Consider the following 21465-nt stretch of genomic DNA (forward strand, 5'->3'; position numbering starts at 1 on the left):
CCGACGGTCGGGTGCGCGCTGACGAGGTCACCGTGCGACCGTACCCGCACCCTCCGACGAACCTGGCGAACCCGCCCCCGCGCCACGTGCCGTTAACCCGCTGACGCGAGAGCGGTTACCGAAGGATCGGCTAGGGTGTTTGCGTGCCGAGCGACATCGTCCGGGTGGTCTACCGCAAATACGACGGCTCCGCCCACAGGGACTACCCCGCTCGCCGTCTCGCCGAAGACGACCTGGGCGTCTGGCTGGGAGTCACGCAGGGCACGGAGTCGGTCTACCACGGCCGGCCGTCCGTGGAGAAGATCCCGTTTGTCGTGCTCGTCCCGCATGACGCCTGGTGGACCGGCATGTTCAACCCGCCGCCGCGCACCAGCGAGGTCTACTGCGACATCGCGACGCCGGCCCGCTGGCGGGGCGACACCGTCAACATCATCGACCTCGACCTCGACGTGGTCCGGCGCCGCGCGACCGGCACCGTCGAGCTGCGCGACGAGGACGAGTTCGCCGACCACCGGGCCCGCTTCGGCTACCCCGACGAGCTGGTCGCCAACGCCGAGGCCGCGGCCAAGCTGCTCTTCCAGGCCCTGGGCGACGGCACCGAGCCGTTCGCCACCGCGTACCGGAAGTGGCTCGCCCTGGTTGTCTAGGGCCAGGAGGCCGCGTCCGCGGCGAGCGGCGGCACGCGGGTCATCTTCTCCGGGTTGAACTGGTTGTACGCCGCCGTCACGCGCCCGTCGGCCACGGCGAACGAGAGCACCGAGCGGAACGACCGCCCGTCCTTGTAGACGGCGTCGAGCAGCACCCCCACGCCGCCGTTGACGTCGACGAACTCCAACCGCATCTCGCCGGCCTGGTGGGGCAGGACGCGCAGCAGGCCCAGCAGGAACGTGGCGACCCGCTCGGCCCCGACCACCGGTTGCCGGGCGGTGGGGAAGTAGCCGCCGGAGTCGCCCACGAAGACCACGTCCGGCGCCAGCACCGCGATCAGCTCGTCGATGTCGCCGGTCTCGGTCGCGCTCATGAACGCCTGCACCACCCGGCGCTGCTCGGCCGGCGAGGCGGTGTGCCGGGGCGCGCCCTCGGTGATCGCGCGCCGGGCCCGCGAGGCGAGCTGGCGGGCAGCCGGGACCGTGGTGCCCAGCGTCGTCGCGATCCCGTCGAACGGCACCCCGAACGCGTCGTGCAGCACGAACGCCACCCGCTGCTCGGGGGTGAGCCGCTCGAGCACCACCATCAGCGCCATGCCGACCTCGTCGCCGCGTACCGCCCGCTCCGCCGGGTCCGGCGCGAAGGTCGTCGGCGCGGCCGGCGGGTCGGCGAGCCGGCTGACCAGGGGTTCCGGCAACCATTGACCGGGGTACGCCTCGCGCCGCACCCGCGCCGACCGCAGCACGTCGAGGCAGATCCGGGCGGTGGCCGTGGTCAGCCAGCCGCGCAGGTCGCGGATGTCGGCCCGGGCCGCCGGGTCGGACAGCGCGCCGGAGCAGCGCAACCAGGCCTCCTGCACCGCGTCCTCGGCCTCGGCCCGGCTGCCCAGCATCCGGTAGGCCACCGCGGTCAGATGGTCGCGCTCGGCTTCGAACTCGCGAGCAAGGTCTTGCATGCCGGCCTCCCCTTCTGGGCATTCTGCCAGCGTCGGCACTGACGCCGGCCGCCGCCCGAGCGCGTGGAGAGTGCCGATATGTCCGAGATGCGGAGCTTGTTGCGAGTGTGCTCCGACCGCCCGGTCGACCTCGCCGACATCGATCCTCGCTCCACGCCCGGCCTGCCGAACAAGAAGGTCACCGGCGCCGACACCAAGCTGTGGGCCCGGGGCGAGGTCGACCGGATCGGCGACGAGCTGGCCACCCAGCAGGAGATGCTCTTCGCCCAGGCCACCGTCGACCCCCGGCTCGGCCGGTCGGTGCTGCTCGTGCTCCAGGCCATGGACTGCGGCGGCAAGGACGGCGCGGTCAAACGGGTCGCCGGCGCGATGAACCCGCTGGGCCTGCACATCAAGGCGTTCGGGCCGCCGACCGAGGAGGAGCGCCGGCACGACTTCCTCTGGCGGATCCGCAAGGCGCTGCCGCCGGTCGGCTACGTCGGTGTGTTCAACCGCTCCCACTACGAGGACGTGCTGGTGGTGCGGGTCAACGAGCTCGTGCCGGAAGACGTCTGGCGGCCGCGCTACCAGGAGATCAACGACTTCGAGCGGCAGCTTGTCGACGCGGGCACCACGGTCCTCAAGGTGATGTTGCACATCTCCCGCGACGAGCAGCGCGAGCGGCTGACGGCCCGGCTCGACGACCCGACCAAGCACTGGAAGTTCAACCCCGACGACCTGGACTCCCGGGCGCGGTGGGACGACTACCAGGCGGCCTACGCCGAGGCGCTGACCAGGTGTGACAGCGACCAGGCCCCCTGGTACGTGATCCCCGCCGACCGCAAGTGGTACCGGGACTGGGCGCTGGCCCACCTCGTGCGCGAGACGTTCGCCGACCTGAAGCTCAACTACCCGGAGCCGGACTACGACCTGGCGGCTCAGCGTCGCCGACTGGAAGCGGACGGTTGACCTAGGTGAACGACAGGTGAACGGAAGGTTGCGGTCAGGTTGACCTTGGTAGCCCGGCGAAAGGCCAGTTCAGAGGTTTCTTAGCATTCGGTGAACGCGTTCCCCGGCGGCGCGTCCGGACACCCCCTTCGACGCGACGAGGTTCGTGCCGTGAAGTTCTCCTTCCGCCCCACCGACAGTGCCTTCTATGAGTTGTTCAGCAGAGCCGCGGACAACCATGTCCGCGGCACGGAGCTCCTCCAGGAGCTGGCGCTGCCCGGTGTCGACGTGCAGTCGGTCAGCGAGCGGCTGACCGAGGTCGAGCACGACAGCGACCAGATCACCCACGAGCTCTACAAGAAGATCAACTCGACCTTCGTTACTCCGTTCGACCGGGAGGACATCTACCGGCTCGGGTCGCTGCTCGACGACGTGATGGACCACCTGGAAGCCGTCGGCAACCTGCTCTACCTCTACGGGCTGACCAAGCTGCCGGCCCTGCCGCGCGAGATGCACGAGCTGGTCAACGTGCTCGACCAGCAGGCCAAACTGACCGCCGAAGCCATGCCGCGACTCAAGTCGATGAAGGACCTCGAGGACTACTGGATCGAGTGCAACCGGCTCGAGAACGAGGGCGACCGGGCGTACCGGATGCTGCTCGTCAGGCTCTTCTCCGGCGAGTACGACGCGCTGACCGTGCTCAAGATGAAGGAGGTCGCCGACGAGCTCGAGGCCGCCTGCGACGCCTTCGAGCACGTGGCCAACACGGTCGAGACCATCAAGGTCAAGGAATCCTGATCCGTTGGACGTCCCCCTCATCGCCGTCCTCGCGGTGATCCTCATCGCGCTGGCCTTCGATTACACGAATGGTTTTCACGACGCGGCCAACGCGATCGCCACCAGCGTGTCGACCCGGGCCCTGACCCCCGGCGTGGCGCTGCTGATGGCCGCGATCGGCAACTTCATCGGCGCGCACTTCGGCGACAAGGTCGCCAAGACGGTCGGCGCCGGCCTCGTCAACCTGCCAACCGGCCAGGCCAGCCTCGGTGTGGTCTTCGCCGGCGTACTCGGCGCGATCGTCTGGAACCTGATCACCTGGTACTTCGGCCTGCCCTCGTCGTCGTCCCACGCGCTGATCGGCGGCCTGGTCGGCGCCACGCTGGCCGCGTCCGGCACGGTGCTCTGGGCCAAGGTCCTGGAGAGCGTCGTGCTGCCGATGGTGCTCTCGCCGCTGGTCGGCTTCGCCCTCGGCTACCTCGCGATGCTCGCGGTTCTGTGGATCTTCCGGAACGGCCAGCCGGGCAAGCTCAACCGCGGCTTCCGCTGGGCCCAGACCGCCTCGGCGGCCGCGATGTCGGTCGGCCACGGCATGCAGGACGCCGCCAAGACGATCGGCATCATCGTGCTCGCCCTCTATGTCGGCGGCCGCCAGGACAGCCCCGGCACGATCCCTGAATGGGCGTTCTGGACGTCGGCGTCGGTGCTGGCCCTGGGCACCTATGCGGGCGGCTGGCGGATCATCCGCACCCTCGGGCGCCGGATCATCCACCTGGGCCCGCCGGAAGGCTTCGCGGCCGAAACGGTGGCCAGCGGCGTGCTCTACTTCAACGCCCTGGTCCTCGGCGCCCCGATCTCGACGACCCACACGATCACCTCGGCGATCATGGGCGTCGGCGCCACCAAGAAACTGTCCGCGGTCCGCTGGGGCGTGGCCGGCAACATCGTCGGCGCCTGGATCCTCACCTTCCCCGCCGCGGGCGCCATGGCCGCGCTGGCCTACTTCGCCGTCCGTCCGATGTTCTAGATCGATGCTCGGGCCCGCGGTGGGTCCGGACCGTTCCTCCCGCGAGGCCCCGCTCCGCTTCGCTCCGCTCTCCGCGTCCGCGGTGGGCAAGGCGCGGGGAGGGGCCTCGCGCGCCTCTCCGGCCCGACGCGCCGTGGCGCAGGGCGCCGACCGGCTTCGGCCGGCCAGCCGTGGTCGGCCCGACGCGCGGTGGCGCAGGGGCCGACGGGTTGCCCGGCCAGCCGTGGTCGGCCCGACGCGCGGTGGCGCAGGGGACCGACCGGTTTGCCGGGCCAGCCGCTTGCGCGGTGGAACACCGCGTTGCGCGACGGCTGAGCCGGCATGCGTGCGCCCCGTTGGCGTCGGCGCTCGGCCGGGTGGGGCTTAGCGGTTGTCCTTGCGGCTCTGGACCCGCTTCGTCGCGGCCCGGGTGGTGGCGTGGCGTTTGAGGCGGTCCGGCGTGCGCGGGGCGCGGTCGCCGACCTGGTCGGCGCGCGGGTCGCGGCGGCCGCCGGACGACGGCGGGATCGGCGGCGGCGTGAAGGTGGCGGCGCGCGCCTCGGCGATCCGTTCCGCCTTGAAGGCCCGCGCCGCGGCGCGGGCGGCGGTGGCGAGGCGGCGGCTGACCCGGGCCAGCGCCTCCTCGAACACCTCCGCCTTGTCGCGGTCGCGGCTGCCCCGCGCGTAGGCCTTGCCGCGCGCGCCGGTGGCCTTGACCCGGTCGGCGGACTGGCGACGGTAGAGCTTGACGTACTTGTCCCGGGCGCGGCGCACGCGGGTGTGCAGCTCGACGAGCTCGTCCTCGTCGAGGTCGGCCATCTGGTCCGCCGTCGTCTCCCGAACGAGGAGCTGCTCGTCCTCCTTCATCGACCCGATCACCGCCTGCATGGCCCACCCTCCCCGAAATGCGAAGCTTTCACCCATCTTCGCCGCAGGGCGGACGCTACGGGCCGCTTTCGGGCAAGGGCACCCGCGAACACCGCTTCAGCGGTAGCTGACGCCGATCTGGGCGCGGATCTCGTCCAGCAGGCCCATCACCTCGAGCGTCGTCTCGTGGGGGACCAGCGGGCTCTCCAGCAGGCCGGCGTCGAGGCAGCGCTGCACCTCGATTGCCTCGAACTGGTAGCCGGCCCCGGCCTGGTCACGGCGCACCGTCTCCGGGTCGGCGCCCGTCCGGTGCAGCGTGTAGCTGGTCGCGTGGAAGAAGGCCGGCAGTTCGATCCGGCCCGCCGTGCCGGTGATCGTCGCGTGCGTGCCCGTCGTGCCCACCAGGCCGCAGGTCAGCGACGCCACCGCGCCCGAGTCGTAGCCGAAGACGATGCCCGTGTTCTCGTCGGTGCCCTCCGGGCCGAGTTTCGCCCACGACCGGATGTGGTCCGGCGCCCCGAGCACGAGGTGCGCCATCGTCACCGGGTAGACGCCCAGGTCGAGCAGCGCGCCGCCGCCCAGCTCGCGCGCCCGCAGCCGGTGCCCGGAGGGGAACGGGCCGTAGCTGCCGAAGTCCGCCGACACCGTGGTCACCGTGCCGATCGCGCCGTCGGCGATCAGGTCGAGGGCCGCGCGTACGGTCGGGTTGACCCGGGTCCACATGGCTTCCATGAAGAACAGCTCGGCGTCCCGCGCGGCGGAGATCAGCGAAGCCGCGTCAGCCCGGTCGAGCGTGACCGGCTTCTCGCACAGCACCGCCTTGCCGGCCCGCAGGCAGGTCAGCGCCGCGGCCAGGTGCGCCGAGTGCGGGGTGGCCACATAGACCACGTCGACGTCGGGGTCGGCGGCCAGGGCCTCCCACGACCCGTGCGCCCGGGGGATGTCGAACCGACCCGCGAACGACTTCGCCGCCTCCTGCGACCGCGACCCCACCGCCACCAGCGACGCGCCGGGCGCGTGCCGCAGGTCGGCGGCGAACGCGGCCGCGATGCCACCGGTCGCGAGGATTCCCCACTTCGTCATGCGCCGCACGCTAGCCCACGCCGGGAAAGATAGGCTCGGCCGGTGGTCGACGAGTTCGCAGTGCCACCGGAGATCGCCGACCACGCGCGGCGCTTCCTGGCCGAGGGCAAGACGCCGGTGCCGCCCAGGCTAGCGGCGACGGTGCTGCTCCTGCGGGAAACGCCGGGCGCCGGCTTCGAGGTCTACGTGATCCGCCGGGTCGCCGCGATGGCCTTCGGCGGGATGTACGCGTTCCCCGGTGGCGGCGTCGACCCCAGCGACGCGGACGCCGACCTCGGCATCGACCCCGCATCCCTGGCCGACAAGCTGGCCACCGACCCGCAGCGCGCCCAGGCGATCGTCTGCGCCGCCGCCCGCGAGGTCTTCGAGGAGGCCGGCGTGCTGCTCGCCGGCCCGAGCGCCGACACCGTCGTCGGCGACGTCAGCGGAGACGACTGGGAGGCCGCCCGGCGCGCCCTGGTCGCCCGCGAGCGCAGCTTCGCCGACGTGCTCAACCAGCGGGACCTCACGTTGCGGGCCGACCTGCTCGCGCCGTGGAGCCGGTGGGTCACGCCGGAGTTCGAGCCGCGCCGGTTCGACACCTACTTCTTCGTCGCGGCGCTGCCGGTCGGCCAGGTCACCCGCGACGTCTCGGGCGAGGCCGACCACACGATGTGGATCCGCCCGGCCGACGCGGTCGCGCGGGCCGAGAGCGGCGAGGTCGCCATGCTGCCGCCCACGATCATGACGCTCAAGCAGGTCGGCGCGTGCGGCGACATCGCCGAGGTGTTCGCGGCCGCCGCCGGCCGCGAGCCCGCCGTCCCGGTGACGCCGACGCTCGACCTCACCGGAAACGGCGGCCCGCGCTTCAGGTACGGCTGAGGTCGCGCCGCACGGCCTCGGCCGTGTGCGTGTCGGCCTCCAGCAACGCCACCGGCGGCCCGGTGAACAGCACCTGACCGCCCTTGGTGCCACCCTCGGGGCCCAGGTCGACGATCCAGTCCGCGTTCTTGATGACGTCGAGGTTGTGCTCGATCACGACCACCGAGTTGCCCTGGTTGACCAGCCGGTCGACGATCGCCAGCAGGTGCGCGATGTCCGACATGTGCAGGCCGGTGGTGGGCTCGTCCATGACGTACACCGTGCCGGTCTTGTGCAGTTCGGTGGCGAGCTTGATGCGCTGGCACTCGCCACCGGACAGCGTGCTGAGCGGCTGGCCCAGGCGCAGATAGTCCAGGCCGACGTCGTTGACCGCCGTGAGGATCGCCCGCAGCTTCTTCTCCGGGAAGAACGAGACCGCCTCGGCCGCCGTCATCTCCAGCACGTCGGCGATGGACCGGCCGCGCAGGTGATAGCCGAGCACCTCCTCGGAGAACCGCCGGCCGTGGCAGATCTCGCACGGCGACTTGAAGCCCTCCATGAACCCGAGATCCGTGTAGATCACCCCGAGCCCCTGGCAGTTGGTGCAGGCGCCCTTGGAGTTGAAACTGAACAGCCCCGCGTTGACGCCGTTGGCCTTGGCGAACAGCCGGCGGATGTCGTCCATGAGGCCCGTGTAGGTGGCCGGGTTGGAGCGGATCGAGGCCCCCACCGCCGACTGGTCGATGGCCACCGCGTCCGGGAACTGGCCCAGGAACACCTCGTTGATCAGCGTGCTCTTGCCGGACCCGGCCACGCCCGTCACCACGGTCAGCACGCCGGTCGGGATGTCCACCGTCACGTTGCGGAGGTTGTTGAGCGTCGCGCCGCGGATCGTCAGCGCGCCGGTCGGGGTGCGGGCGTCGCGCTTGAGCGGCAGCGCGTGCTCCATGAACCGCCCGGTCAGCGTCGGCGCCCCGGTCAGCGCGGCGACCGGGCCGGTGAACACGACCTCGCCGCCGTGCGCGCCGGCCTTCGGTCCCATGTCGATCACGTGGTCGGCGATCGCGATCACGTCGCGGTCGTGCTCGACGACCAGCACCGTGTTGCCCTTGTCGCGCAGCTTGACCAGCAGCTCGTTGAGCCGCTGCACGTCGTGCGCGTGCAGGCCGATGCTGGGCTCGTCGAAGACGTACATCATGTCGGTCAGGCTGCTGCTCAGGTGCCGCACCATCTTGATGCGCTGCGACTCGCCGCCGGAGAGCGTGGTCGTCTCGCGGTCCAGCCGGATATAGCCGAGCCCGATCGTCACCAGGTTCTGCACGCGGTCGACGAGGCTGTCGACCACCGGCCGACCGGCGCCCTCGACGGTGCCGGCCAGCTCGCGCAGCGTGGCCAGCAGGTCGGTCGCCTCCATCCCCAGCAGGTCGACGATGTGGTAGCCGGCGACCTCGGCGGTCAGCGCCGCCTGGCTGAGCCGGCCACCCTTGCAGAGCGGGCAGGTGCCGGCGGAGACGAACCGGAGCAGGGACTCGCGGTTGCGGTCGGACATCGCGCCGATGTCCTTCTTGATGTAGAGCCGGGTGAACTTGTCGACCAGCCCTTCGTACGTCGTGTTGATCTTCCCGCCCTGCCACTCGACCGGGACCTTGCCGGTGCCGTGCAGCAACACCTCGAGCTCCTGGTCGCTGAACTCGCGCACCGGCTTGTCGGCGTCGAAGAAGCCCGACATGAGGTACGTGCTGAGGTACCAGCTGCCGACGGCGAAGTCGGGATGGAGCACGGCGCCCTCGTTGAGCGAGCGGTCGCGGTCGAGCAGCTTGTCGAGGTCGAGCGTGGTGACCCGGCCGAGCCCCTCGCACTCGGGGCACATGCCCTGCGGGTCGTTGAACGAGAAGGCGTTGGAGTAGCCGACGTAGGGCCGGCCGACCCGGGAGAACAGCAGCCGGACCAGCGGGTTGATGTCGGTGATGGTGCCCACCGTCGAGCGCGAGCTGCCGCCCAGCCGCTTCTGGTCGACGACGATCGCGGCCGACAGGTTTGCGATCGAGTCGACGTCAGGTTGGCCGTAGCTGGGCAGGAAGTTGCGGGCGAACGCGGTGAACGTCTCGTTGAGCTGCCGCTGGGCCTCGGCGGCGACGGTGTCGAAGACGAGTGACGACTTGCCGGAGCCGGAGACACCGGTGAACACGGTGATCCGGCCCTTCGGGATCCGGACGGTGACGTCCTTGAGGTTGTTTTCGCGGGCTCCGGTGATCTCGATGTGGTCGGTCAGCACCCGTACACTGTACGGAACCCGTCAACAGAGTTCTGTCACGTAGACGCGGGCCTCCCCGCCGGACCCCGGGACGACCGCGACCGCCTCCGCCGCGCCGCGCCGGTAGGCGTAGACCTCGGGCGTGTCGACGACCGCGACGCCCTGGTCGTGCTCGCGGGCGGCGGCCGGGCGGGCCGTGACTCCGTGGCCGACGGCCGACGCCGTGGCGACGGCCCGGCCGGACGGGCAGTGGGCGAACGTGACGGTGGCCGTGTCGACCGACGACGCGCCGAGCGCCGCGAACACCTTGGCCGGCGCCGCGTGCTGCGGATATTCGGGCAGCAGGTCGCCGACCACGCCGTCGACCGGGCGGCAGCCGGTGGTGACCGTGACCTGCACCTCGCCGGCCGTGATGACCTTGCCGCGCAGGGCCACGAACTCGCCGGCGTCGGCCCGCAGCGCCTTGCCGTCGGGGCTGAGCCGCGCCTCGTAGGCCGCCGGGTAACCGGCGGCCAGCCGGCCCATCAGGGCGGCCGCGTCGGCGGTGAAGAACCGGACCACGCCCGTCGCCGTCGCGCCCGAGCGGAACGGCGTGAGGCGACAGCCCTCGTCGACGGTGGTCGGCATGATCACCGGGGCGGTCTCGGTGCCGGCCTGGCCGACCGTGAAGCCCGTCGCCTCGCTGACGACCCGCAGCGCCGCGGACAGGTCGCGCTGTTCCTTCACGGTCGGCGGGTCGTCGCGGTGCGAGAGCACCCCCAGACCCGCCAGCACGAGCGCCCAGGCGGTCAGGCCGCCGATCACCCAGAGTCGTCGGCGCGATGCGGTCACCGGGCCATGGTGACACGAGAGCGCCCCGGCCGACGGCCGGGGCGCTCTGGTGGAAAATCAGCCGACGCGTACGCCGGTCTCGGTCACGCCGCGGTTGGCGGTCACCGTGGTGTCGCCGTTTCCGTGCCGGGACAGCGCCCGCAGGGTCCAGGTGCCCGGAGCGGCGAAGAACCGGAACTGGCCGGCCGGCGAGGTGACGACCTCGGCGGCGAACTCGCCCGTGGCGTCCAGCAGCCGCACGTAGGCGCCGCCCACGACGGAGCCGTCGGGCGCCGTCACGACACCGGTTATCACGGTTTCCTTCTCCAGGTCGACGCTCGCCGGCAGGGGGAGGGACTGGTCCGGCGCGGCGCAACTCGAATCGACAGGGGTGGTCATGGCGGTCACGCCTTCCCCGGCTCGTCGCCGAGCGCGACCGGCACGCCGACCAGCGAGCCGTACTCGGTCCAGGAGCCGTCGTAGTTCTTGACGCTCGAGTGGCCCAGCAGCTCCTTGAGCACGAACCAGGTGTGCGAGGAGCGCTCGCCGATCCGGCAGTAGGCGATGGTGTCCTTGCTCTCGTCGAGCCCGGCGGCCGCGTAGATGGCGCGCAGCTCGTCGTCGGACTTGAACGTGCCGTCCTCGTTGGCGGCCTTGGACCACGGCACGGACAGCGCGGTCGGGATGTGGCCCGCGCGCTGCGCCTGCTCCTGCGGGAGGTGCGCCGGGGCGAGCAGCCGGCCGGCGTACTCGTCGGGGGAGCGCACGTCGACCAGGTTCTGGCTGCCGATCGCCTTGACCACCTCGTCGCGGAACGCGCGGATGGTGGTGTCGGGGTCCTGCGCGGTGTAGGTGGTCTGCTCGCGGCCCGGCACGTCCTTGACCAGCGGGCGGGCGTCGAGCTCCCACTTCTTGCGGCCGCCGTCGAGCAGCTTCACGTCGCCGTGGCCGTAGAGCTTGAAGTACCAGTACGCGTAGGCGGCGAACCAGTTGTTGTTGCCGCCGTAGAGCACGACCGTGTCGTCGTTGCCGATGCCCCGCGCCGAGAGCAGCGCCTCGAACTGCTCCTTGTTGACGAAGTCACGGCGGACCGGGTCCTGGAGGTCGGTCTTCCAGTCCAGCTTGATCGCGCCGGGCAGGTGGCCACCCTCGTACGCCGTGGTGTCTTCGTCGACCTCGACGAAGACCACGCCGGGTGCGCCGAGGTTCTTCTCGGCCCAGTCGGCCGAAACGAGTGCGGTGTCGCGACTCATCAGTTCACTCCTGTTGGTCTGCGGAGATGGTGGTGAGTCAACGCGCGCGGGGGATGTGGATGTCGTCGCTCCACGCGCGCGACCCAGGGATTAGGGATCACGGGTACGAGCGACGGCGGCACTGCCGGACGGAGAAGTGAAGGAGCAGACCTCAGCGCGCCGCCGTCAGATGACGGGGCGACACAGGCAGGTGGCCACGCGGCACAGGTCGACCGCGCGCCGTTTGGTGAGGAGCGTCCCCATGGGGATGAAGGCTACCAGCCGTCCTGTCCGAGGTCACCGGGCTGACCACCATCCGGGAGCGCCCGGGACGGTGAGCCGGATCACGAGTTGAGCGGCACGTCCTTGGCGGTGGCGGTCACGGCCAGCCCGTCGGGCTTGGCATCGACCTGCTTGAGCTCCATGTTGAAGGGCAGCGCCGGCACGTCGACGTTGATCGAGATCTGCCGGATGAAGTTGCTGACGACCTGCTGGGCCAGCGGCACGGCGGGCAGCCCCTCGGCGGTCGCGTCGGCGAACTTGATCTGGATCCGCCGGCCCTGGACCGAGAGGTCCGCGGAGCCCGTGACGGTGAACTGCTGGTTGATCCCGGGCACCACGATCGGGGCGGTGGCGACGAGCTTGCCCTCGCGCTCGCTGAGCTTGAGCCCCTCGCGGTTGATCAGCGCGGTCACGCTGTCATAGGTGATCGTCCCGGTGCCGTCGACGGTCTTGGCGGTCACGTCGCCCTGCCCGCTGCGCAGGGTGTCGATCGAGGCGGCCACGTCGTGCGCCACCACGTTGAGCTGCGGCAGGTTGACCGCGTCGCCGTTGACGTCGCCCTTGACGTCCCGCATGACGATCGTGATCTCTTCGTAGTTGCCCCGGAGCACCTGGGTCAGGAACGGGAACCCGCCGACGGACACCTCGGGCGGCGCCGACTGCACGTTCTGCGCGGCGACCTCCTGGCTGACCTGCTCGGCGATCTTCTTCTCGGCGAAGTTGGCGGCCACCCGGTCGGCCGCGACGAGGACGCCGGCGAGCACGATGAGCAGCACCAGCAGGGTGATCAGCGCACGGCGGCCGCGCCGCTTGCGGGGACGGGTTTCCTCGTCCGCGTAGTAGGTGGTCGTCACCGTTCCTCCTCGTCGTCGCTTTCCTCCTTACCCACTCGGGTCAAGTCAGGAACAGCACCGTCATGACGTACGCCGCGGGCGCGGCCAGCGCGAAGCCGCCGAGCGGACCCTGCATGTGCCGGGCCACCCAGAGCGTCGGCGGGTCGCCGGCCATCTGCCGGCCGGCCTCGGCGTAGTCGGCGGCCAGGTCGGCCAGCACCGCGAGCACGGCGGCGACCAGCCCGGCGACCGCCGCGCTGGTGGGGCTGAACGAGTAGAGGTAGGACCCGAGGACGGCGCTGAGCAGCGTGCCGGCCATCGCGCCGAAGATCACTCCGCTGGCACCGCGGGGGATCTGGGGCGCCAGCCGCGGCTTCGGGTAGACCGCGTCCACGAGCCGGGCGACCATCAGCGCGACCGCGCTGGACGCGACGCAGACGAGGATCACCTGGGTGCCGAGCGGCTCGCGGCTCAACATGCTCAGCGACGCGATCGCCACCACGCCGACCACGAGCAGCAGGGTGGCCAGCAACGACTCCGTGATCCGCCGCCGGTCGCCGGCCCGGATGGACTGGCCGAGCACCACCGCCGCGACGCCGGTCACCGCGATCAGGCCGAGCATCCCCAACCCCGGCTCGGCGGCCCGCACCGCCTGCAGGTCGCTCCACCCGGCCACCACCAGGCAGACGCCGCCGACGAGCAGCGCCTGCGGTGGGCGGGTGGCCATCAGCCAGGCGAGCACGTAGAGCACCTGGAGGCCGGCCAGCACGAGGGCGAACGGCACCCGGGCGCCCGGGCTGCTCGACTGGGCGCCGAGGATCAGCCCGATGCCGACCAGGCCCGCGAACGCCGCGATCGCCGCCGACAGGGCCGGCCGGATCGGCGTGACTTCTATCTCTTCGAGATCGTCGTCGGGGGCGCCGGCGGGGTCGGCCGCGGTCTCCGGTGAGGTCGAGGGGAACACGGTCCGATCGTGCCAGACCCGCCCGAACCAGGGGCAGGTCACCGGCCCGTTCGGACCGATCGCGGCGATGAACGCACGGCCACCGCCCGGTTACGGCCTTCTCATCGGTTAAGCTCGTTTCGACTCGCGGAGGGCGTTTACGCAGGCGTAACACGACTGAGCGAGGCTGGCACCACCCCGTCAGCGAAGCCGGGTTCCCCGCCGCGGCCGCTGCGCCGCATCAGACGGAGGTGACTGACGCGTGGAGATTCTGCTGCTGGTGACGGCCCGGGCCGGCGAGCCGTCGAGCGTGCTGTCGGCGCTCGACCTGCTGCCGCACTCGGTGCGCACCGCCCCGCGCGACGTGCGCACGCTGGTCAGCGGTCCCAGCCCCGACGCCGTGCTGGTCGACGCCCGCTCCGAACTGTCCGAGGCCCGGGCGACCTGCCGGATGCTGCACGCGACCGGGCTCGGTGTGCCGCTGATCGCGGTGGTCACCGAGGCCGGGCTGATCGCGCTCAACGCCGACTGGGGCGTCGACGACGTGATCCTGGCCAGTGCCGGCCCGGCCGAGGTCGAGGCTCGGCTGCGGCTGGCCGTCGGCCGCCTGACCAACGCCACCAACGCCGCCAACGGGCTGATCCGGGCGGGCGAGCTCACCATCGACCCCGACACCTACGCCGCCAAGCTCAAGGGCCGGCCGCTCGACCTGACCTACAAGGAGTTCGAGCTGCTCAAGTTCCTGGCCCAGCACCCCGGCCGGGTGTTCACCCGCGACCAGCTGCTGCGCGAGGTCTGGGGCTACGACTACTTCGGCGGCACGCGCACGGTCGACGTGCACGTGCGGCGGCTGCGGGCCAAGCTCGGCTCCGAATACGAGTCGATGATCGGCACCGTGCGGCAGGTCGGCTACAAGTTCGTCGTGCCGCCGACCCGCTCGCTGCCCGACAACGAGCTGCTGTCCGTCTGACCTCTTTCGGGCTGTTGGGGACCACTCCGTAACTCCGGGGCGGTCCCCGTCGTTTGTCCAAGTTTGGCCACGTAAAACACGAAAAATCCATACGCTGGCCAGTGTGAAGATCGGACCGACCACCCGGACCCTCGCGATCGTCACGGTCATCGCCTCGGCGATCATCGGCAGCTCGTTCGCGCTCGGCAACGCCACGCGCCAGGAACACGAGCAGGGCCGATCAGCCGCGGGCACGTACGACAGCGACGCCGTGCGCGGCGACCGGCACCGCGGCGCGGCGGCCGACGACGAGCGCCCCGGCCTGCCCGCCTCCCCGTCCAGCCGGGCGGTGGCCAAGGCGCACGAGCCGCGTACGCAGGAGCCGAAGCCGGACACGGCGCCGACGCCGACGGCCCAGCCACAGGGTGGCGCCGCGCCGGCCAAGCAGGGCGTGCCGGCCGCGCCGCCGCTGCCCGCGGTCTTCAACCAGCAGATCGTCGTCGGACCGGGCCGGCCGCCGCTGATGCCGGACAAGGCCGGGCCGTTCGGCAGCCGGATGACCACGGGGACCATGCAGGTCGCGCTGACCTTCGACGACGGCCCGGACCCGAAGTACACGCCCGAGGTGCTCGCGCTGCTCGACGAGTACGGCGTCAAGGCCACGTTCTGCCTCGTCGGCGAGATGGCCGCGCAGTTCCCGGATCTGGTGCGGGAGATCGTCGCGCACGGGCACACGCTGTGCAACCACACCTGGAACCACGACACGGAGCTGGGCACGAGGTCCAAGGCCGTGATCCGGGCCGACATGCAGAAGACGAGCGACGCGATCCACGCGGCGGTGCCGGACGCGAAGATCTCGTACTTCCGGCACCCGGGCGGGGCCTGGACCCAGGCGGCGGTCGACGTCGCCAAGGAGCTCGGGATGTCGTCGCTGCACTGGACGGTGGACCCGGTGGACTGGATGAAGCCGGGGGCCAAGAGCATCGAGAAGACGGTCATGACGGACACCGGGATCGGCTCGATCGTGCTGATGCACGACGCCGGGGGTGAGCGCGAGGGCACCGTCCAGGCGCTCAAGAAGATCTTGCCCGACCTGGAGAAGCGGTTCGCGCTCGCCGCGCTGCCGCCCGGCATCGACGAGCCGATGCTGCACGGGCGCGATCTCCCGATCCACCGCGGCCAGAAGTAACGTGAGCGGGTGACCAACCCGCCCCGCGTCGAGCGGCTCGACCAGCTGGCTGCCGCCGACGTCGCGGCCGTGCTCGACCTCGCCTCGCTTGCCGGCGACACCGACGGGGCCTACCCGTTCTCCGAGCACGTGGTGCTGCACATCCGGCACGGCGGCGAGCAGGCGGCCGTGCACCTGCTGGTCCGGGACCCGGACGGCACGCTCGCCGGGTACGCCCACGTCGACACCACCGACGAGGTCGAGGGCGCCGCCGCCGAGCTGGTGGTGCATCCGCTGCGGCGCCGGCACGGGCTCGGGCGGGCGCTGGTCAACGCGGCCATCGCCGCCACCGAGGCGGCCGGCTCGCGGTCGCTGCGGCTCTGGGCCCACGGCGACCACCCGTCGGCCGGCGCGCTCGCGCAGGAGCTCGGCTTCGACCGCGCCCGGGTGCTGTTCCAGATGCGCCGGTCGCTGTTCGCGCCGCTGCCCGCCCGCGACCTGCCGGCCGGCGTGACGCTGCGCGCGTTCGAGCCGGGCCGCGACGAGCAGGAGTGGGTACGCGTCAACGCGCGGGCCTTCGCCGACCACCCCGACCAGGGCCGGTGGACCATCGACGACCTGCGGATCCGGATGGCGGAGCCGTGGTTCGACCCGGCCGGCTTCCTCCTCGCGGTCGACGCGCAGGACGGCGCGATGCTGGGCTTCCACTGGACCAAGGTGCACGGTAAGGGCGGCCACCAGCACGACCCGATCGGCGAGGTCTACGTGGTCGGGGTGGACCCGGCCGCGCACGGTCGCGGGCTGGGCGGCGCGTTGACCGTCGCCGGGTTGCGCTACCTACGGGCGGCCGGGCTGGACCAGGCGATGCTCTACGTCGACGAGTCCAACAAGCCCGCCGTCCGGCTCTACACGGGGCTCGGTTTCGCCGTCTGGTCGACGGACGTGAGCTATCGCCGCTCATCCCAGTGACCGGCCGTACTCGGCGAGGCCGCCGAGCAGCGCCACGAACGCGGCGAGGACCAGCCAGGTGCGCACGTGGTTCCACCGGTTCCACTTCGCTTCGAACGCGACGCGTACGGGATGCGGGTCCGTCATCCTGGCCGGGTCGCCGGCGGCCAGCAGGGCGTTGTTGAGCGGCACGTTGATCCCGAACGTGATGCCGAGCTGGATCGCGTAGAGCACGGCGGCGGCGACGATCCACCAGACGGTGCGGTCGCCGGTGTTGAGCGCCAGCGCCACGACGGTGAAGACCATGGCGCCGCCGAACGCGAAGCCGAACAGGCCATTGAGGATCTTGATGTTGATCTCCCGCATGGCGGTGACGAAGGTACGGTCGTCGGTGCTCGCGAGGCCGCGCATCACCGCGACGTCGAAGGTGTAGAAGAGGCCGGCGGCCAGGCCGGTGGCCAGGGCCGCCAGAGCGAGAAAGCCGCCACGGACGGTCAGCACGTCAGTCATGTCGGTAAGTCTCTGACCTGCCGCCGGTGGCTGACCATCGCTGACCCGCTCGTTCGCATACGCGATCGTCTGCGGCCGGTTAACGGAATCGACATCCATGGCTCAGCATGTCGCCACCTCGGCGGCTGAAGCTGTTCACCGCCAGTTCACTAAGGCCCGGGAAGTCGGCTACCTACCCCTCTTAGCTTCGCTGGTAGCCCCGGGGGCAGCACGCTCCCGGGCCAATCTCGAAACCCCGTTTGAAGGGATATCCCTCAGGTGAAGCTCCAGCGGCACGGCACCATCGCCTGCCTCGCTTTGACGGCGGCACTCGCGCTGAGCGCGTGCGGCTCGGACAACAACGAGTCGCCCGGCACCGGCGCGAGCGGCGGCGCGTCCGCGGCGGCCGACTGCGCCTCGGGCACGGTCAACGCCTTCGGCTCGTCCGCGCAGAAGAACGCCGTTGACGAGTGGCGCAAGGCCTACCAGCAGCTGTGCACCGGCACGACCATCAACTACGAGCCCAACGGCTCCGGTGCCGGCATCCAGTCGTTCATCGCCAAGACGGCGGACTTCGCGGGTTCGGACTCGGCGCTCAAGGAAGACGAGCAGCCGAAGGCCGACGCCCGGTGCGGCACCGGCCCGGCGATCCACCTCCCCATGGTGATCGGCCCGATCGCCGTCGCCTACAACCTGCCTGGCGTCGACGGCCTGCAGCTCAAGCCCGACACCCTGGCGAAGATCTTCAACGGCTCCATCAAGAAGTGGGACGACGCCGCGATCAAGGCGGACAACCCCAGCGCGACGCTGCCGTCGACCAACATCCAGACGGTGCACCGGTCGGACGAGTCGGGCACGACCGACAACTTCACCAAGTACCTGAGCACCGTCGCCGAGGCGAACTGGACCTTCGGCAACGCCAAGGCGTGGAAGGCCCCGGGCGGCACCGGCTCCAAGGGCTCGGACGGCGTTGCCACGTCGGTCAAGGGTGCCGAGGGCTCCATCGGCTACATGGAGTGGTCGTACGCCGAGAACGGCGGCCTGTCGAAGGCCAAGATCGCTAACGGCGCGGGTGAGTTCACCGAGCTGACCGCCGAGGCGGCCGGCAAGACGATCGCGGGCGCCGAGGTCACCGGCTCCGGCGACGACCTGAAGATGAAGATCGACTACGCGACCAAGGAGGCGGGCGCCTACCCGATCGTCCTGGTCACCTACGAGATCGTCTGCAGCAAGGGCACCCCGGCCGACAAGCTCGCGCTGGTCAAGGGCTTCCTGAACTACGCCGCCAGCGCCGAGGGCCAGGGCTCGCTGACCGAGCTCGGCTACGCGCCGCTGCCGACCGAGGTGCAGACCAAGGTCCAGGCCGCGATCAAGAACCTCGCCTGAGCCAGCAGCTAGGAACCTCAACCGAACCGAAGACGAAACGAGCGAGCAGATGGCCGACAGGCACACCCGCTCGGCCGACGTCAGCACCGGGGGGCCGGGCGTGACCAACAGTCACGCCCGGCCCGCCGGTGCAACGGCGTCGACCGGCGTTCTCGACGGGCGGTCGGGCGGCGACGCTCCGGTGCCGCCGGACTTCCGCCACAACGGTGGCGCGCTCGGCGGCGGCGGGTCACTTCCGCGCCGCAAGGGCTTCGGGGCCGAAAACGCCTTCCGCGGCCTCACCCTCGCCGCGGGCACGATGGTCCTGGTCATCATCGTCGCGATCACGATCTTCCTGATCGCCAAGGCGGTGCCCGCGCTCCAGGCCAACGAGGCCAACTTCCTCACGACCAAGGAGTGGTTCCCCAACCAGTCACCGCCGCAGTTCGGCATCGCGGCGCTGGTGTGGGGCACGGTGGTCACCGCGGTGATCGCGCTGCTCGTGGCCGTCCCGATCGCGCTCGGCATCGCGCTCTACCTGTCGCACTACGCGCACAAGCGGATCGCCACGGTGCTCGGCTTCCTGATCGACCTGCTGGCCGCCGTGCCCAGTGTGGTCTACGGCCTGTGGGGCCTGATGGTCTTCATCGACCCGGTCCGGGACTTCTCGGTCTGGCTCAACAAATACTTCTCGTGGCTGCCGTTCTTCTCCGGTGAGGCCCCGTTCGGCCGCTCGTTGCTGCTCGGCGGCCTGGTGCTGGCCATCATGGTGCTGCCGATCGTCACGTCGCTGTCGCGTGAGGTGTTCATGCAGACGCCGACCGCCAACGAGGAGGCGGCCCTGGCGCTCGGCGCCACCAAGTGGGAGATGATCCGCACCGCGGTGCTGCCCTACGGCCGCCCCGGCGTGATCGCCTCCGTGATGCTCGGCCTCGGTCGCGCGCTCGGCGAGACCATCGCGCTGGCGATGACGCTCGGCTTCATCAACGTGATCTCGCTGAACGTCATCACGAACGGCGGCAACTCGATCGCCGCCAACATCGCCAACGGCTTCGGTGAGGCGGGCGAGATCGGTCGCGGCGCGCTCATCGCGTCCGGCCTGGTGCTGTTCACGATCACGCTCATCGTCAACATGATCGCCCGCGCGATCATCTACCGGCGTCGCGAGTTCACGGAGTCCGCCGCATGAGTACGAGTACGTTGCCTGCCCCGGGCCAGAACCCGACGCTGCAGACCAAGCGGCTGCCGACCGTCGCGTTCCTCGGCATCGCCGTCGTCGCGCTGGGCCTGGCGGCCGCGCTCTGCTACGGCACCGGCATCGGTGGCTGGGTGCTCACCCTGGTCATCGGCCTCATCCTCTACATGGTCGGCGTCTACGTCGCCGTCAACGCCGTCGAGGGCCGCCGGTCCGCGCGCAACCGCACCTGGAGCGCGCTGATCCACTCGGCGTTCGTGCTCGCGGTGCTGCCGCTCGCATCCGTGACCTGGACGCTGATCTCCAAGGGCATGGAGCGTTTCGACGGCGACTTCTTCAACGCGTCGATGAACAACATCGGCGCCCGCGACGCCAACGGCGGCGCCTACCACGCGATCATCGGCACGCTGGAGCAGGTCGGCATCGCGGCGCTGATCACGATCCCGCTGGGCGTGCTCGGCGCGATCTACATCGTGGAATATGGCCGCGGCCGGTTCACCTTCCTGATCAGGTTCTTCGTCGACGTCATGACGGGCATCCCGTCGATCGTCGCCGGCCTGTTCGTGCTGGCGTTCTGGGTGCTGATCGTGTCGCCGTGGTTCAACGACGGCGCACCGGCCTTCTCGGGCTTCGCAGCGGCGTTGGCGTTGAGCGTGCTGATGTTGCCGACGATCGTGCGGTCGACCGAGGAGATGCTGCGCCTCGTGCCCGCGCCACTGCGCGAGGGTTCCTACGCGCTCGGCGTACCCAAGTGGAAGACGATTTTGAAGATCGTCATCCCCACGGCCCTGCCCGGCATCGTCACCGGCATCATGCTCTCGATCGCCCGCGCGGCCGGCGAGACGGCGCCGGTGCTGCTGGTCGCCGGCGGCAGCGCCGCGATCAACTTCAACCCGTTCACCGGCCAGCAGGGTTCGCTCTCGCTGTTCGTCTTCCAGCAGGCCGGCGACGCCTCCCGCTTCGCGCCCGCCCGGGCCTGGACCGGAGCGCTCACGCTGGTGGCGCTCGTCCTGATTCTGACCATCGCGGCCAAGCTGCTCGCCCGCCGCAACCGCATCCCTCGCTAGATCTGAAGGACTGAAAATGGCCAAGCGTGTCGAAGCGACCGGGGTCACCGCCTACTACGGTTCGTTCAAGGCGATCGACAACATCAACCTGAGCGTCGAGCCCAAGACCGTGACCGCGCTGATCGGTCCCTCGGGCTGCGGCAAGTCGACGTTCCTGCGTTCGATCAACCGGATGCACGAGGTCCTGCCCGGCGCCCGGGTCGAGGGCAAGCTGACGGTTGACGACGAGAACATCTACGACAAGGACGTCGACGTCACGGCCGTACGCCGGATGATCGGCATGGTCTTCCAGCGGCCCAACCCGTTCCCGACGATGTCCATCTTCGACAACGTCGTCGCGGGTCTGAAGCTCAACGGCGTGCGCCGCAAGTCGGTGCTCGAGGAGGCGGCCGAGAAGGCGCTGCGGTCGGCCAACCTGTGGGACGAGGTCAAGGACCGGCTCGGCAAGCCCGGCGCCGGCCTGTCGGGTGGCCAGCAGCAGCGGCTCTGCATCGCCCGTACGATCGCGGTCGAGCCGCAGGTCGTGCTGATGGACGAGCCGTGCTCGGCGCTGGACCCGATCTCCACGCTGGCGATCGAGGACCTGATGTTCAAGCTGAAGGACCGCTACACGATCATCATCGTGACCCACAACATGCAGCAGGCCGCGCGCGTCTCGGACCGCACGGCGTTCTTCTCCATCGAGCGCACGGGCGACCCCGGCCGCCTGATCGAGCACGACTCGACGCAGAAGATCTTCAGCAACCCGAGCCAGAAGAAGACCGAGGACTACATCACGGGCCGCTTCGGCTGACCGGCTGCGCATAGGATCCCGGCACGCGGTCGGC

The 21465-nt window shown here is 70.7% G+C and carries 23 protein-coding genes; 12 read left to right on the forward strand and 11 right to left on the reverse strand.

Annotated elements, in window-relative coordinates; translation table 11 throughout:
- Positions 1-143: 143 nt before the first annotated feature.
- Positions 144-647 (forward strand): DUF402 domain-containing protein, encoded by a 504-nt coding sequence (locus O7635_RS11790; RefSeq protein WP_278080452.1) that lies wholly within the window; start codon positions 144-146, stop codon positions 645-647.
- Here O7635_RS11790 and sigJ read toward each other — a convergent pair.
- Entirely contained in the window at positions 644-1603 is a 960-nt protein-coding gene (gene sigJ, locus O7635_RS11795) for an RNA polymerase sigma factor SigJ (RefSeq protein ID WP_278080453.1), read from the reverse strand. The two genes, O7635_RS11790 and sigJ, sit on opposite strands and share 4 nt — an antisense overlap.
- A gap of 78 nt (positions 1604-1681) precedes the next feature.
- Between sigJ and O7635_RS11800 the strand changes: the two genes are divergently transcribed.
- The 3 genes from O7635_RS11800 to O7635_RS11810 all read left to right on the forward strand — a co-directional run bounded on the left by O7635_RS11800 (position 1682) and on the right by O7635_RS11810 (position 4334).
- Complete coding sequence (locus O7635_RS11800) at positions 1682-2551, forward strand: PPK2 family polyphosphate kinase (protein WP_278080454.1); 870 nt, start codon at positions 1682-1684, stop codon at positions 2549-2551.
- 150 nt (positions 2552-2701) lie between these two features.
- The gene (locus O7635_RS11805; RefSeq protein WP_278080455.1) at positions 2702-3328 is read left to right on the forward strand and encodes a DUF47 family protein; all 627 of its coding nucleotides are present in this window, start codon (positions 2702-2704) and stop codon (positions 3326-3328) included.
- A gap of 4 nt (positions 3329-3332) precedes the next feature.
- The gene (locus tag O7635_RS11810; protein ID WP_278080456.1) at positions 3333-4334 is read left to right on the forward strand and encodes an inorganic phosphate transporter; all 1002 of its coding nucleotides are present in this window, start codon (positions 3333-3335) and stop codon (positions 4332-4334) included.
- Between the two features lie 363 nt (positions 4335-4697).
- On the opposite strand, the gene O7635_RS11815 is transcribed toward O7635_RS11810, so the two are convergent.
- Positions 4698-5201 (reverse strand): hypothetical protein, encoded by a 504-nt coding sequence (locus tag O7635_RS11815; RefSeq protein ID WP_278080457.1) that lies wholly within the window; start codon positions 5199-5201, stop codon positions 4698-4700.
- A gap of 96 nt (positions 5202-5297) precedes the next feature.
- Positions 5298-6263: a Gfo/Idh/MocA family oxidoreductase gene (locus O7635_RS11820; protein WP_278080458.1), complete on the reverse strand. Its 966-nt coding sequence runs from the start codon at positions 6261-6263 to the stop codon at positions 5298-5300.
- A gap of 42 nt (positions 6264-6305) precedes the next feature.
- On the opposite strand from O7635_RS11820, the gene O7635_RS11825 reads away from it, so the two are divergent.
- On the forward strand, positions 6306-7124 hold the full coding sequence (locus O7635_RS11825) for an NUDIX hydrolase (protein ID WP_278080459.1): 819 nt from the start codon (positions 6306-6308) through the stop codon (positions 7122-7124).
- Here the strand turns inward: O7635_RS11825 and O7635_RS11830 are convergent.
- The 7 genes from O7635_RS11830 to O7635_RS11855 all read right to left on the reverse strand — a co-directional run bounded on the left by O7635_RS11830 (position 7111) and on the right by O7635_RS11855 (position 13478).
- Positions 7111-9375 (reverse strand): excinuclease ABC subunit UvrA, encoded by a 2265-nt coding sequence (locus O7635_RS11830; RefSeq protein WP_278085451.1) that lies wholly within the window; start codon positions 9373-9375, stop codon positions 7111-7113. The genes O7635_RS11825 and O7635_RS11830 overlap by 14 nt on opposite strands.
- Before the next feature lie 24 nt (positions 9376-9399).
- The gene (locus O7635_RS11835; protein WP_278080460.1) at positions 9400-10188 is read right to left on the reverse strand and encodes a hypothetical protein; all 789 of its coding nucleotides are present in this window, start codon (positions 10186-10188) and stop codon (positions 9400-9402) included.
- Between the two features lie 57 nt (positions 10189-10245).
- Positions 10246-10566, reverse strand: a complete 321-nt coding sequence (locus tag O7635_RS11840; protein ID WP_278080461.1) for a DUF1416 domain-containing protein — start codon at positions 10564-10566, stop codon at positions 10246-10248.
- A gap of 5 nt (positions 10567-10571) precedes the next feature.
- Positions 10572-11420 (reverse strand): sulfurtransferase, encoded by an 849-nt coding sequence (locus O7635_RS11845; protein WP_278080462.1) that lies wholly within the window; start codon positions 11418-11420, stop codon positions 10572-10574.
- A gap of 165 nt (positions 11421-11585) precedes the next feature.
- Positions 11586-11663: an Ms5788A family Cys-rich leader peptide gene (locus O7635_RS38125; protein ID WP_311202345.1), complete on the reverse strand. Its 78-nt coding sequence runs from the start codon at positions 11661-11663 to the stop codon at positions 11586-11588.
- A gap of 80 nt (positions 11664-11743) precedes the next feature.
- Positions 11744-12535: a DUF2993 domain-containing protein gene (locus O7635_RS11850; protein ID WP_278080463.1), complete on the reverse strand. Its 792-nt coding sequence runs from the start codon at positions 12533-12535 to the stop codon at positions 11744-11746.
- A 40-nt stretch (positions 12536-12575) separates the two neighbouring features.
- Entirely contained in the window at positions 12576-13478 is a 903-nt protein-coding gene (locus O7635_RS11855; RefSeq protein WP_278080464.1) for a hypothetical protein, read from the reverse strand.
- A 241-nt stretch (positions 13479-13719) separates the two neighbouring features.
- Between O7635_RS11855 and O7635_RS11860 the strand changes: the two genes are divergently transcribed.
- The 3 genes from O7635_RS11860 (at position 13720) to mshD (ending at position 16543) form a co-directional block, all read left to right on the forward strand.
- Complete coding sequence (locus O7635_RS11860) at positions 13720-14427, forward strand: response regulator transcription factor (RefSeq protein ID WP_278080465.1); 708 nt, start codon at positions 13720-13722, stop codon at positions 14425-14427.
- A gap of 103 nt (positions 14428-14530) precedes the next feature.
- Complete coding sequence (locus O7635_RS11865) at positions 14531-15595, forward strand: polysaccharide deacetylase family protein (protein WP_278080466.1); 1065 nt, start codon at positions 14531-14533, stop codon at positions 15593-15595.
- A gap of 9 nt (positions 15596-15604) precedes the next feature.
- A complete protein-coding gene (mshD, locus tag O7635_RS11870) occupies positions 15605-16543 on the forward strand; it encodes a mycothiol synthase (protein WP_278080467.1) in 939 nt (312 codons plus the stop codon).
- Here mshD and O7635_RS11875 read toward each other — a convergent pair.
- Positions 16532-17032: an anthrone oxygenase family protein gene (locus tag O7635_RS11875; protein ID WP_278080468.1), complete on the reverse strand. Its 501-nt coding sequence runs from the start codon at positions 17030-17032 to the stop codon at positions 16532-16534. The two genes, mshD and O7635_RS11875, sit on opposite strands and share 12 nt — an antisense overlap.
- A 258-nt stretch (positions 17033-17290) precedes the next feature.
- On the opposite strand from O7635_RS11875, the gene pstS reads away from it, so the two are divergent.
- The 4 genes from pstS to pstB are packed head-to-tail and all read left to right on the forward strand — an operon-like array spanning position 17291 to position 21431.
- Complete coding sequence (gene pstS / locus O7635_RS11880) at positions 17291-18397, forward strand: phosphate ABC transporter substrate-binding protein PstS (RefSeq protein ID WP_278080469.1); 1107 nt, start codon at positions 17291-17293, stop codon at positions 18395-18397.
- A gap of 49 nt (positions 18398-18446) precedes the next feature.
- Complete coding sequence (gene pstC / locus O7635_RS11885; RefSeq protein ID WP_278080470.1) at positions 18447-19565, forward strand: phosphate ABC transporter permease subunit PstC; 1119 nt, start codon at positions 18447-18449, stop codon at positions 19563-19565.
- Complete coding sequence (gene pstA, locus O7635_RS11890; protein ID WP_278080471.1) at positions 19562-20638, forward strand: phosphate ABC transporter permease PstA; 1077 nt, start codon at positions 19562-19564, stop codon at positions 20636-20638. The genes pstC and pstA overlap by 4 nt, the downstream gene beginning before the upstream one ends.
- A gap of 16 nt (positions 20639-20654) precedes the next feature.
- On the forward strand, positions 20655-21431 hold the full coding sequence (pstB, locus tag O7635_RS11895; RefSeq protein ID WP_278080472.1) for a phosphate ABC transporter ATP-binding protein PstB: 777 nt from the start codon (positions 20655-20657) through the stop codon (positions 21429-21431).
- Positions 21432-21465: the final 34 nt, after the last annotated feature.

Origin of the sequence: Asanoa sp. WMMD1127, assembly GCF_029626225.1 — a bacterium.
Taxonomy (GTDB): domain Bacteria; phylum Actinomycetota; class Actinomycetes; order Mycobacteriales; family Micromonosporaceae; genus Asanoa.

Bases quoted from the DNA above. Each gene is read 5' to 3' on its own strand.
- O7635_RS11815 (WP_278080457.1), bottom strand. From the start codon at position 5,201: ATGCAGGCGGTGATCGGGTCGATGAAGGAGGACGAGCAGCTCCTCGTT.
- pstB (WP_278080472.1), top strand. From the start codon at position 20,655: ATGGCCAAGCGTGTCGAAGCGACCGGGGTCACCGCCTACTACGGTTCG.
- O7635_RS11820 (WP_278080458.1), bottom strand. From the start codon at position 6,263: ATGACGAAGTGGGGAATCCTCGCGACCGGTGGCATCGCGGCCGCGTTC.
- O7635_RS38125 (WP_311202345.1), bottom strand. From the start codon at position 11,663: ATGGGGACGCTCCTCACCAAACGGCGCGCGGTCGACCTGTGCCGCGTG.
- O7635_RS11840 (WP_278080461.1), bottom strand. From the start codon at position 10,566: ATGACCACCCCTGTCGATTCGAGTTGCGCCGCGCCGGACCAGTCCCTC.
- O7635_RS11800 (WP_278080454.1), top strand. From the start codon at position 1,682: ATGTCCGAGATGCGGAGCTTGTTGCGAGTGTGCTCCGACCGCCCGGTC.
- sigJ (WP_278080453.1), bottom strand. From the start codon at position 1,603: ATGCAAGACCTTGCTCGCGAGTTCGAAGCCGAGCGCGACCATCTGACC.
- O7635_RS11845 (WP_278080462.1), bottom strand. From the start codon at position 11,420: ATGAGTCGCGACACCGCACTCGTTTCGGCCGACTGGGCCGAGAAGAAC.
- pstA (WP_278080471.1), top strand. From the start codon at position 19,562: ATGAGTACGAGTACGTTGCCTGCCCCGGGCCAGAACCCGACGCTGCAG.
- O7635_RS11875 (WP_278080468.1), bottom strand. From the start codon at position 17,032: ATGACTGACGTGCTGACCGTCCGTGGCGGCTTTCTCGCTCTGGCGGCC.
- pstC (WP_278080470.1), top strand. From the start codon at position 18,447: ATGGCCGACAGGCACACCCGCTCGGCCGACGTCAGCACCGGGGGGCCG.